The sequence below is a fragment of the uncultured Ralstonia sp. genome (assembly GCA_913056305.1).
GTDB lineage: Bacteria > Pseudomonadota > Gammaproteobacteria > Burkholderiales > Burkholderiaceae > Ralstonia.
This window is the reverse complement of sequence record CAJXMR010000146.1, coordinates 1-12,121: the sequence shown is the minus strand read 5'-3', so window position 1 is coordinate 12,121 and position 12,121 is coordinate 1. Positions and strand designations below refer to the sequence as shown.

Sequence of the window (12,121 nt, the reverse complement as noted above, 5' to 3'; positions counted from 1 at the left end):
TCGAATACGGCCCGCTGCGCACCGACCGCGCAGACTGATCGTCGATCGGCTTATGTCGCTGCCGGCCGCTTCATCTTGCAAGTGGTCGGCAGGTCCAGGTCTTTGGCGGGCGTCATCCCTTCGGTCTTGAAGCCCCACTGGGTGCCTTCGAAGCCAGCCTTCACCGTCTTGCCATCCACCGGCGCAATGGTCGACACCACCTGCGGCAGCAGCAACTGGTGGTCCGCCTTGCGCATCGTCACATCGCCGATGATGGCGTGTTTCTGCATGCCTTCCAGCGCCAGCGCGATCTTGAGCGGATCGGTCGAGTTGGCCTGGCGAATGGCATCCGTCACCAGTTCCACCGACAGCATCGTGCGCGGCGTGTAGTACTCGCCAGCCGGCGTCTGGCGCACGCGTGCGGCCATCTGCGCGAGTTGCGGGTCGGCACCGCCGGGCATCCATTCGGCCACCCAGGTCAGCTTGCCGGTCTTGGCCTGCGACACGGCCAGCACCGTGCCCGGCGCGCCGCCGCCGCTGTGGTTGATGTAGCGCACGTCGTAACCGATGTCGCCGGCGGCCTTGACCAGCAGGTTCAGGTCTTGCCCCCAGTTGCCGGTGACGATGGTGTCCGCGCCCGCCGCCTTGACCTTGGTGATGTATGGCGTGAAGTCCTTCACCTTGCCGATCGGGTGCAGCGTGTCGCCCACGAACTGCACATCCGGCCGCGCCGCCGAGATCATCTGCTTGCCCAGCGACCCCCACAGCCGCCCGTGCGCGTAGTCCTGGTTGAGCAGGTAGACCTTGTGGATGTCCTGCTGCGTCTTTACGAAGTTGGTCAGCGCCCGCATCTTCATCGCCGTGTTGGCCTCGGTGGCGAAGTGCCAGAAGCTGCAGTGCGCGCCGGTCAGGTCCGGATCGATGGAGGCGTAGTTGACGACGAGCACACGCTTGTCGGGATTGCGCTCGTTGTTCTTGGTGGCCGCATCTACCAGCGCGGCGACCACGGACGAACCCGAACCGCCGGTGAAGATCACCTTCACGCCCGCGTCGATGGCCGCTTGCAGGGCAGACAGGCTGTCCTGTGCCGACAGCTTGTTGTCATACGTCAGCAGCTCATACCGCGCGCCGTTCAGCACCGCCTGCGGCTGCGCATTCGCGTCGTCGATGGCGACCTTCAGGTTGGCGAGGAACAGCTCGCCCACGTTCGCCAGCGGCCCGCTCAGTTGGTCGATGAAGGCGACTTTGATCGGTGCCGGTGTCGCGGCCTGTGCGAGCGGCGTGCCGAGCAGGGCGGCTGCGCAGGCCAGTGCAGACAGCGGACGGGCAAAGCGGATCGATGCGGGCATGGCGTCTCCTTGGGGTGTGCTCGTCTACCAGGTATCGATGAAGCGGCGTGCGGCCGGGTCACGGGTGTGGCGCGGCGAGATGGAGAATGAGGGCGGCGCCGATCGCAGCCCGCGCAGCAGCCAGCGGCGCGTATCGGCCGGATCGATGACGGCGTCGATCTCGAGATAGCTGGCCATGTTCAGCGCGCGGCCTTTCTCGTAAGCCTCGTCGACCATCTTGCGGAACAGCGCCTCGCGCGCGTCCGGGTCCTCCACGGCCTCCAGCTCCTTGCGGAAGCCGAGGCGGATGGCGCCTTCCACGCCCATCGCGCCGAACTCGCCGCTGGGCCACGCCGCCGTGAAGAAGGGCGCATGGAAGCTGCCCGCCGCCATGGCCTGCGCGCCCAGGCCGTAGCCCTTGCGCAGCACCACGGTAAAGAACGGCACGCGCAGGTTGCCGGCGGTCACGAACATGCGGCTCACATGCCGCACCGTGGCCGTCTTCTCCGCCTCGGGGCCGACCATGAAGCCCGGCGTGTCGCACAGCGAGACGATGGGCAGGCTAAACGCGTTGCACAGCTGCATGAAGCGCGCAGCCTTGTCGGCGGCGGGCGCGTCGATGGCGCCACCCAGGTGGCGCGGGTTGTTGGCGATACAGCCGAAGGCGCGGCCCTCGATGCGGACCAGCGCGGTGATGATGCCCACGCCGAAGGCCGGCCGCAGCTCCAGCACCGAGCCGGTATCGGCCAGTGTGTCGATCACGGCGCGCATGTCGTAGCTGCGCATGCGGTTCTCGGGGATCAGGTGGCGCAGGTGTCGCGCATCACCGGCTTCCCAGGTCGAATGCGGCCCCTGGAAGTAGCCCAGATAGCGCTTGGCGACATCAACCGCCGCCGTCTCATCGTCGACCAGGACGTCGATCACGCCGTTGGGTGCCTGCATGCTCACCGGGCCGACTTCCTCCGGCGCATACACGCCGAGCCCGCCGCCTTCGATCATGGCCGGGCCACCCATGCCGATGGTGGCGTTGCGCGTGGCGATGATGACATCGGCGCAGCCGAGCAGCGCGGCGTTGCCCGCAAAGCAGCGGCCCGACACGACGCCCACCAGCGGCACCAGGCCCGACAAGCGTGCGAACTGGATGAAGGTGGTGCAATCGAGACCCGCCACACCCGGCTTGTCGGTGTCGCCCGGCCGGCCACCGCCGCCCTCGGCGAACAGCACCACGGGCAGTTGCCACTGCTGCGCGAGCGACAGCATGCGGTCGGTCTTCTTGTGGCTGAAGGTGCCCTGCGTGCCGGCCAGCACGGTGTAGTCGTACGCCAGCACCATGCAGCGCGCATCCTGGTCGGGGAAGTACGTGCCGTTGACGGTGCCGATGCCGGTGACGATGCCGTCGGCCGGCGTCGCGCGGATCAGGTCATCGACTGTGCGTCGCTTGCGCTGCGCGGCAATGGCGAGCGCGCCGTATTCGATGAAGGAGCCGGCGTCGCACAAGGCGTTGATGTTTTCTCGCGCGGTGCGCTGGCCCGTCTTGCGACGGCGCGCGACGGCGTCGGGCCGGTTCTCGTCGAGACCGAAGGCGTGGCGGTCGATGACGGCGCGCAGGTCGGGGCGGATGTGGTCGAGGTCGACCTCGTCATCCGCGGCAGTGGTGTCGTGCTGCGCGTCGCTCGGCCGCAGGACGACCAGCGGCTGGCCCTCGCGCACCGTGGCGCCCGGCTGTGCGCAGACCTGCAGCACCGCACCTGCGGCGGGTGCAATGACGACGTGCTCCATCTTCATGGCCTCGATCACCGCCAGCACCTCGCCACGCGCGACGCTGGCACCCGCTTCCACGGTGATCTGGATCAGCGCGCCATCCATGGGCGCCGTCAGGAGTTCGGCGTCGTCCGGGAGATCGGTTGCGAACACCTCTGCCGATTCGGTGTCGGCCACCGCGCCGGAGGCCACGTGCAGGGCCGGATGCGCGTCGCCGTTGGTGTTGGCGAGGTCGGCCAGTTTGCCGTCGAGGAACTGCGTGTGCACGGCGTTGGCGCGGACCGCGTCATCGCAGAGCAGGTCCTGCAGCAGCCGGCGGTTGGTCGCCAGGCCTTCGATGCGGAACTCGCACAGCGCGCGGTACGTCTGCGCCAGCGCTTGCGCGTAGGTGCCGTGCGGCGCGTGAACGATCAGCTTGGCGAGCAGCGAGTCGAAGCGCGGGTTGGGCCGGTAGCCGACGTAGCCGCAGGTGTCGACACGCACACCGGGGCCGTTGGGCGGCTCGAACGCACTCAGCATGCCGGTGGACGGATGCGGCTGGCCGGAGGCATCGAGCGTCTCTGCATTGATGCGCACCTGGATGGCTTGGCCGCGCGGCGTGACGGGCTGCGCGAGCCCGAGTTCGGTCAGCGATGCACCTTGCGCCAGCGCCAACTGCGTCGTCACCAGATCGATGCCCGTCACCATCTCGGTGACGGTGTGCTCGACCTGCACGCGCGGGTTGGTTTCCATGAAGTAATACGTCGCGTGCGGCGTGCCGGCACCTTCCACCAAGAACTCGAACGTGCCGATGCCGCAATAGCCGGCGGCCCGCGCCAGCGTCACGGCGGCATCGGCGATGCGTGCACGCAGGGCATCGTCCAGCGCGGGGCTCGGGGCGATCTCGACCAGCTTCTGGTGACGGCGCTGCAGACTGCATTCGCGCTCGCCGAGGTGCGAGACATTGCCGTGGGCATCGGCCACGATCTGGATCTCGATATGGCGCGGCGTTGGCACCAGGGCCTCGACGTACACGTCGCCGCTGCCGAACGCGGCTGTGGCCTCCGACACGCAACGCGCGTGGGCTTCGGCGATCGCCAGCGCGTCGTGCACGGCGCGCATGCCGCGCCCACCGCCGCCGGCCACCGCCTTGATCATCATGCCGTGCGAGGGTGGTAGGGCGGCAAAGAAGGCTTGCGCGTCCTCCAGTGAGGTTGCCCCGCGCGTGCCGTTGACGATGGGGATGCCGGCTTCGTGCGCGAGCGCGCGTGCGCGGGCCTTGTCGCCAAACAATGCCAGCACGCGCGGTGACGGCCCGATGAACTGCACGCTGGCTTGTGCGCACTGGCGGGCGAATGCCGCGTTTTCGCTCAGGAAGCCGTAGCCGGGGTGGATGGCATCGGCGCCCACAGCACGCGCGGCAGCGAGGATGGCCTCGCCGTCGAGATAGGCGCGCGGGCCAGTGCCGGGTAGCGGCACGGCTTCATCGGCACGGCGCGGGTGCAGGGCGTCGCGGTCATCTTCCGAATAGATGGCGACCGAGGGCAGCCCGACCGTGGCCGCGGCGCGGGCAATGCGAATGGCGATCTCGCCGCGGTTGGCGATCAGCAGTTTGCGAAACATCATGTCGGAGAGGCGTAGCGTTAAATCTGTTCAGCCAGCGGCACGAGATCCTGCTTGCGCACCTTGCCGGTGGCGGTGAGCGGCAGGGCATCGACGATGCGCACGATGGGCACCTTGTAGATGGCCATGTTCTCGCGGCACCAGCCGGTGAGCGTGGCATCGTCCAGCGTGCCGGTGGCCTCGGGGCGCAGCATCACGAAGGCGACCGGCAACTGGCCGCGTTGTTCATCGGTACGGCCCACCACGGCGGAGCCCAGCACGGCCGGGTGCTTGCCGAGCATGGCTTCGATCTCGGCGGGGAACACGCTCATGCCGTTGACCTTGAGCATCTCCTTGCGACGGCCGAGGTAGTGGACGTAACCGTGTTCGTCGATGCAGCCGATGTCGCCGGTGTGGAACCAGCCACCGCGCAGCGTCTGTGCGGTGGCGTCGGGCTTGTTCCAGTAGCCCTTGAGCAGCGTGGGTGTGCGCACGCACAGCTCACCCTCGGCGCCGATCGGCAGCAGTGCGTGCGTGTCGAAATCGCAGATCTTGAAGTCGGTGCCCGGCACCGGCAGGCCGACAAAGATCGGCTGCGAGCGCAGGTCGAAATCGTCGTCCTGCATGCCGAGCGTGAAGCTGTTGCAGGTCTGCGTCTCGGTCATGCCCCAGGCGCTCTCGGCCATCATCGAGCCGGTCAGTGCCCGCCACGCGCTGCGGTACTCAGGGTTCAGCTTCTTGACGAACGACGACACGCCGGTGTGCCGCAGCGAGCGCAGGTTGTAGTCGGCCACGCGCGGATGCGCCATCACCTCGGCCGCGCTGTCGACCAGCATCGAGCCGTTGGTCACGCGGTAGTGCTGCACGCCCGCCATGAAGGCTTCGGCATCCCAGCGCGCCAGCAACACCAGCGGCACGCCGAGGAAGGCCGGGAAGATCAGCCCGGTGTTCTCGCCCGCGATCCAGAACTGCGGGTAGAAGCTCAACATGACCGTGTCGGTGTCCATCCGCAGCGACACGGCCGAGAACGCGGCGGCCATGTCCACCATGTCGCCCTGCGTGTGGATGCAGCCCTTGGGCAGGCCGGTCGTGCCACCGGTGTAGTTGAGCGCGGCGATGGCATCGAGCGAAGCAGGTGGCAGGTCGATTGGCGTGGTGCTTGCCAATGCCGACAGCAGGTCGATCGCATCGCCGCAGGCGAGGGGTGGTTCCGTCAGCATCGGCGGCAACGGCAGGGTCGGCTGCGCGGGGACGACGTCAGCGTAGTGCGTGACGAAGACGTGCTCAAGCGAGGTTTCTGCGCGTATGTCGCGCACCAGCGGCATCAGCCGGTCGAGCACGACGATGGCGCGAGGCGTGGCGTCGGTGAGCGCGTGCATCAGCTCGACGCGCTGCGACAGCGGGCTGATCGGCACATAGACGGCACCCAGCTTGAGGATGCCGAAGAACACCGCGTTGAACTGCGGGCAGTTCGACAGGAACACCGCCACGCGGTCGCCTGTGCCGATGCCGCGCTGCGCGAGCAGGGCGGCAAAGCGGTCGCTCATGTCGTCGAGCTGCGCGAAGGTGGTGTCGTGGCCGTAGAAGTGGAGGGCGGGCTTGTCGGGCGTGGTGCGGGCCCAATGGCGCAGGTGGTCGGTAAGGGGAACGCGCCCGATGGGGTAGTGGGGCTCGCAGGGTGTGTCGGCCGGCCATGCGCGCGCCCAGAGCGCGCGAACGCGGCCGAGGTACTCGGACTCGTCCATCGCCACAGCTTGTCTCCGTTGGGTTGTGCAGTGCGTGCGCACGCAGGCGCCACACTATCTATACTTCGAAGTAGTTTTTTATACCAACGGGTAGAAATATAGAAAGCGTTCCTTGATGCGTCAAGCATCAAGCAGCGATTGCCCCGCCAAGATGCGTGCACGCCACGACGCATTGGCAGGCGGCGTGCGAAAATGCGAGCCATGTCCACCGTCCGCAAAACTGCCGTTTCCGACGTGCCAACGTCTGCTGAAACCGAGGCCCCTGACGCGACCACCGCGCCCGCGCCGGTCCCGCGCCCGCATATCGCCGAGCGCCAGGAGGCGCGCCGTCGGCAGATTCTCGACACCGCCGCGCAGCTCTTCTTCACCAAGGGCTACGCCGGCATGACGATGAGCGACCTGTGCAACGCGCTGGGCGTGACAAAGCCGGCGGTGTACTACTACTTCACGGACAAGTACGAGATTTTCGACATCCTGTGCCGCGAGGCTGCGCAGGTCTGCCTGTCGGCCATCCGCGAGACCGCCGATCCGGCGCTGCCGGTGCGCCCGCGCCTGCAGGCCTGTCTGCTGGAGATGGCGCGCCGTTGCATCGACTGTCACCACGCAGCCGCGCTCACCTACCGCGATCGCCAGTACCTGCGGCCCGAGACGGTGGAGTGGTTGCACACCATGTCGCGCGGCTATTACCGCGATCTCTATGCGCTGCTCGATGAAGGCAAGCGCGCCGGCGTGTTCGAGTTTGGCGACGCGCGCGTGGCGGCGCACTCGATGGGCGGCGTGATGGGCTTCATGTACACGTGGCACGACCCATCGCGCATCGATGCCGACGTGCTGGCGCTTGAGCTGTCGAGCGCCATGATGAAGATCATCCTGCCGGCCGCCCCCAGCCGGTCGGCTACGACGGCATCCTGAGTGTTGCGCCCGCCGCCGTTCTGGGCAGCGCGGGCAGGCGGAAGATCTCCGGCGTCATCAGGTCGATGCCGCACTCAAGCGTTTCCACCCAATCGATGAACCGATTGACCATGGCCGGCCCCCGGAAGGCGCGGCCATGCTGCGGCACGATCCATTCGATGTCGAGCCCGCGCACCATCTGGGCCCACAGGCGGCACACGCGGTTGCCGCTCATGTAGCGGCGGTGGAAGGGCGCCATCAGCGGCAGGTGTGCATCGAAGTCTTCCACCGGCGTGGCGGCCATGTCCGCATGGACCATCGACGCTCCCAGGTCCCCCGAGAACAGGATGCGCGACACCGGGTCGTAGAACTGGAAGTTGCCCTCGGAGTGCAGGAAATGCGCCGGCACCGCCAGCAGGTGCGCGTTGCCGAGCGGAATCGCCATGCCCGTGTCCGGGATCGGCACGATGCGGCCCTCGGTCTTGCCCACCGTGCAGAAGTGCGGCAGGAAGCGCTCCCACACGCGCGAGATCAGGATGTCGCAGCTCGAACTCGTCAGCCACCGCCCTGCCGAGGCGACGATGTCCGGGTCGGCGTGCGACGCCAATACGTAGTCGAGCTGCTTCGGCGGGAAGTACTTGTTCATCGCCAGGAAGAGCGCGTTGTACGTCATTTGGCCGCCCGGGTCGATCAGCGCACCGTGGCCGTGATCGACGACGAGGAACTGGTTGGTCTGTACCGACTGGTCGTCGTGATCGTCCACCAGATCCGAAAACATCAGGCAGGCGTGCTCAGGCGTTTCATAAAGCGTGGTCACCATGGCGGGAGAGGGGCGCGGGTTGGAATGCCGCGATGGTCGCGCAGCGCCGGCCGGTGATTCTTGATCCGTGTCAAGGCAGGCGTGGTGCCGCAAGCGGCATGGCGGAGCGGTCGGCCGTCCCGTGCCAGGTCTCACGTGATAAACTTTTGATTTTTAACGCTTTGCGCGAGCCGCTCGCGGGCATTTCCGCCTGGGCCTGTCGCGCCTGCCATGCCACCCGGCATGATGCATCTCCCCCTATGAATACTGCGACAACGTCTGAAGCACCGGCCAATGACTCGGTGACGTTCGACAGCTTCGGCCTGCACCCGGATATTCTCCGCGCCCTGACCGAGAGCGGCTATACCAAGCCCACGCCGATCCAGGCCGCCGCCATTCCGGTGGTGACCGCCGGCCGCGACGTGATGGGCGCCGCGCAGACCGGCACCGGCAAGACCGCGGGCTTCGCGCTGCCGATCATCCAGAACCTGCAGCCCGACGCCAACACCAGCGCGTCGCCGGCGCGCCATCCGGTGCGGGCGCTGATCCTCACGCCCACGCGCGAGCTGGCCGACCAGGTGTACGACAACGTCGCCAAGTACTCGAAATACACGGCGCTGCGCAGCACGGTCGTGTTCGGCGGCGTCGACATGAACCCGCAGACCGATGCGCTGCGCCGTGGCGTGGAGATCCTCGTCGCCACGCCGGGCCGCCTGCTCGACCATGTGCAGCAGCGCAGCGTGAACCTGTCGCAGGTGCGCATGCTGGTGCTGGACGAAGCCGACCGCATGCTCGACATGGGCTTCCTGCCCGACCTGCAGCGCATCATCAACCTGCTGCCGGCGCATCGCCAGACGCTGCTGTTCTCGGCCACGTTCTCGCCCGAGATCAAGAAGCTGGCCGCCAGCTACCTGCGCCATCCGCAGACGATCGAGGTGGCGCGCAGCAATGCCACCGCCGAGAACGTCCGCCAGGTCATCTACACGGTGCCCGACAACCACAAGCAGGCCGCCCTGGTGCACCTGCTGCGCCAGCGCGCAGACCAGGGCCTGCCGCGCCAGTGCATCGTGTTCTCCAACAGCAAGATCGGCTGCTCGCGCCTGTCGCGCGCGCTGGAGCGTGAAGGCATCAACGCCAACGCCATCCACGGCGACAAGACCCAGACCGAGCGCATGCAGACGCTCGAAGCGTTCAAGCAAGGCACCGTCGACGTGCTGGTCGCCACCGACGTGGCGGCACGCGGCCTCGACATCTCGCAGATGCCGTGCGTGATCAACTTCGACCTGCCGTTCAATGCGGAAGACTACGTGCACCGCATCGGCCGCACGGGCCGCGCCGGTGCCTCGGGTGACGCGCTGTCGCTGTTCGCCCCCGGCGATGAGCGCCTGCTGGCCGACATCGAGAAACTGATCAAGCGCAACCTGCCGCGCGAGCCCCTGGCCGATTTCGACCCGACCGGCGAACAGGCCCGCGATCGCGAACGCCGCGAGCGCGACGAGAAGCGTGCCCGCGCCGACGTGCGCCGCTCCCGCGAGCGCGACGAGCGCAACGGCGCCCGCGTGCTGGACCACATGATCGTGCGCCCGGCGTTCCGCGCGTCCGACGATCCGTTCTTCAATCGCCCGTACGAATCAACGGCACCGGCCGAGACCGCGGAAACCGCCACGCCGACGCCTGCCGCCGGCCACCCGCGCAGCGCCAAGCGTCCGATCGCGGCGCTCCTGGGCGGCGTGCCGCGCAAGCGCTAAGTTATTGCGTTGAAAACGGCGGCGGTCACGTCGCCGGGGCCAGTTGCGCCAGGCGATTGGCCCACGCCGGGACGGCGTCCCGGTAGAACCCTTCCACATCCGCCGCCCGAATCTCCAGCCCCAGGTGTCGCGCCGCTTCGGTCAGTGCGGCCAGCGGCTGGTTGCGGTTGATGGCGCGTGCGCCGGTCTGCTTGCTGAGCTTCTCGCCGTCGGCATTCACGATCACCGGCACGTGCAGGTAGCGCAGTGCCGGCAGCCCCAGCAGCCGCTGCAGATAGATCTGGCGCGGCGTCGAGTCGAGCAGATCGGCCCCCCGCACCACATCCGTGATGCCTTGCTCGGCATCGTCCGCCACCACCGCAATCTGGTACGCCCACATGCCATCGGCGCGCTTGAGCACGAAGTCGCCCACGGCTTCGGCCACGTTCTGGCATTGCAGGCCTTGCCAGCGGTCGTTGAAGCAGACGGTGGCGGCATCGGCATCAGGCACGCGCACGCGCCAGGCGCGCGGGGGGCGGCCGTTCAGGCCGTTGCGGCAGGTGCCGGGGTAGATGAGGGTCTGGTGGCGCAGGCGACCGCTGGCGTCGACGGTGGTGACGGAATCGGCGATCTCGCGGCGCGTGCAGCCGCAGGGGTAGAGCTTGTCGACGGCCTGCAGTTGCGCGAGCGCGGCTTCGAAGCGATGCAGGTGCGCGCTTTGCCACTGCGGTGCCTCGTCGGGAAGCAGCCCGAGTGCATCCAGCGCGGCGAGGATGTCGCGGTCGGCGCCGGGCACGTTGCGCTGGAAATCGATGTCTTCGATGCGTACCAGCCACGTGCCGTGGTGGACACGCGCATCCAGCCAGCTCGCCAGCGCGGTGACCAGCGAGCCGATGTGCAGCGGTCCGGTGGGCGAGGGCGCGAAGCGCCCGCGGTACGGCCCGCGCGGCGACGCCGCGGCAGATTCAGGAAAGTCGAGATTGGCTTGGGACAACGCAAAGCTCCAGGCGCGGATGCCGCTATTTTGCGTGATTGCCGCCGCTACTGCATCACCAGCGCCTGCGCCAGGCGCGGGTCTTCCAGCTTGTCGACCCACCACTGCAGTGCCTTGCCGCGCATGGTGTTGCGCCACGCCACCTGAAATGTACCGACACGGCGGCTTTCGGTGGTCTCTTTCGCAATCAGCACACCGGAATCCAGATACGGTTGCGCCAGCGGCACCGGCAGCCAGCCGCAGCCCAGGCCGCGGATCTGCGCCTGGATCTTGTCGGCCATGGTTGGCACCACCAGCGTGTCCTGGCCGGCCTGGATGCCGACGGTGCGCGGCGGCAGGTTGCGCGAGGTATCGCCCACCGCCACGATGCGATGGCGCGAAATGGCCGTCGCCGGCAGCGGCTCTTCCAGTTGCGCGAGCGGATGGTGGGCCGCCACGGCAAACACGAACGGAATTTCCCCCAGCGTGCGCGTCTGGATGCCCTGGACCTGCATCACCTGCGCCGGCCCAAGCAGCAGATCGGCGCGGCCCGAGAGTAGGGCGTCCCACGTGCCGGCCAGCACCTCGCGGCAGAAGCGCAGGCGGGTGGCGGTGTTCTCGGCGTAGAAATCCTGGATCACCGGCATCAGTGCGCGGAAGTGCACGAGGTCGTCCACCACGATGGTCAGCGTGGCTTCCCAGCCGGTGGCGAGGCGCTTGACGCGGCGGGCCAGCTCGTCGGCGGCCTGCAGCAGGTGGCGGCCTTCGTCGAGCAGGGCGCGGCCGGCCGGCGTCAACTCGGCGCGGTGGCGGCGGCGGTCGAACAGCAGCACATCCAAGTCGTCTTCCAGCTTGCGGATCACATACGTGAGCGCCGACGGCACCTTGCCCAGCTCATGCGCGGCAGCGGCAAAGCTGCCCTTGCGTTCGATCGCGTCCAACACTTCCAAGGATTCGAGGGAGAGCGCCATTATTCAGAATTTTTGATGGGATGAATCAAAGCTGTATGGCTCAACTATAGCCAATCTGCGTACCATGCACACATCAACGTAGGTATTTGGATAGGAGGTTCATCAAAATGATTGAAATCCGCCCCTCCCAGGATCGCGGCTACGCCGACCACGGCTGGCTGAAGTCGTTTCACAGCTTTTCGTTTGCCGATTACCTAGATCCGGAGCACGTCCAGTTCGGGCCGCTGCGCGTCATCAACGAAGACCGCGTCGCGCCCGGCATGGGCTTCGGCACGCACGGCCATCGCGACATGGAGATCATCAGCTACGTGCTCGACGGCGAGCTGGCGCACAAGGACAGCATGGGCAACGGCAGCGTGCTGCGCC

At 67.5% G+C, this 12,121-nt stretch carries 9 protein-coding genes; 3 read left to right on the top strand and 6 right to left on the bottom strand.

Annotated elements, in window-relative coordinates:
- Nucleotides 1-50: 50 nt before the first annotated feature.
- From QZ609_RS18920 to QZ609_RS18910, 3 genes are read right to left on the bottom strand one after another with little or no spacing between them, the layout of a single operon-like run.
- On the bottom strand, nt 51-1,328 hold the full coding sequence (locus QZ609_RS18920; RefSeq protein WP_295498011.1) for a branched-chain amino acid ABC transporter substrate-binding protein: 1,278 nt from the start codon (nt 1,326-1,328) through the stop codon (nt 51-53).
- A 24-nt stretch (nt 1,329-1,352) separates the two neighbouring features.
- Nucleotides 1,353-4,673, bottom strand: coding sequence for a carboxyl transferase domain-containing protein (locus tag QZ609_RS18915; protein ID WP_295498010.1), 3,321 nt, complete (start codon nt 4,671-4,673; stop codon nt 1,353-1,355).
- Nucleotides 4,674-4,690: 17 nt separating this feature from the next.
- On the bottom strand, nt 4,691-6,394 hold the full coding sequence (locus tag QZ609_RS18910; protein ID WP_295498008.1) for an AMP-binding protein: 1,704 nt from the start codon (nt 6,392-6,394) through the stop codon (nt 4,691-4,693).
- A 201-nt stretch (nt 6,395-6,595) separates the two neighbouring features.
- On the opposite strand from QZ609_RS18910, the gene QZ609_RS18905 reads away from it, so the two are divergent.
- Complete coding sequence (locus tag QZ609_RS18905) at nt 6,596-7,306, top strand: TetR/AcrR family transcriptional regulator (protein ID WP_295498006.1); 711 nt, start codon at nt 6,596-6,598, stop codon at nt 7,304-7,306.
- Here QZ609_RS18905 and QZ609_RS18900 read toward each other — a convergent pair.
- Entirely contained in the window at nt 7,290-8,105 is an 816-nt protein-coding gene (locus tag QZ609_RS18900; protein ID WP_295498004.1) for an MBL fold metallo-hydrolase, read from the bottom strand. The genes QZ609_RS18905 and QZ609_RS18900 overlap by 17 nt on opposite strands.
- A 239-nt stretch (nt 8,106-8,344) precedes the next feature.
- Between QZ609_RS18900 and QZ609_RS18895 the strand changes: the two genes are divergently transcribed.
- A complete protein-coding gene (locus QZ609_RS18895; protein ID WP_295498002.1) occupies nt 8,345-9,832 on the top strand; it encodes a DEAD/DEAH box helicase in 1,488 nt (495 codons plus the stop codon).
- A 25-nt stretch (nt 9,833-9,857) separates the two neighbouring features.
- Here QZ609_RS18895 and gluQRS read toward each other — a convergent pair whose 3' ends face one another.
- Together gluQRS and QZ609_RS18885 are read right to left on the bottom strand one after the other, a co-directional pair.
- Complete coding sequence (gene gluQRS, locus QZ609_RS18890) at nt 9,858-10,805, bottom strand: tRNA glutamyl-Q(34) synthetase GluQRS (protein WP_295498000.1); 948 nt, start codon at nt 10,803-10,805, stop codon at nt 9,858-9,860.
- Between the two features lie 47 nt (nt 10,806-10,852).
- Entirely contained in the window at nt 10,853-11,755 is a 903-nt protein-coding gene (locus tag QZ609_RS18885; protein WP_295497998.1) for a LysR substrate-binding domain-containing protein, read from the bottom strand.
- A 107-nt stretch (nt 11,756-11,862) separates the two neighbouring features.
- Between QZ609_RS18885 and QZ609_RS18880 the strand changes: the two genes are divergently transcribed.
- Nucleotides 11,863-12,121, top strand: a 259-nt coding sequence (locus tag QZ609_RS18880; protein ID WP_295497996.1) for a pirin family protein, incomplete at its 3' end; no start/stop codon positions are given.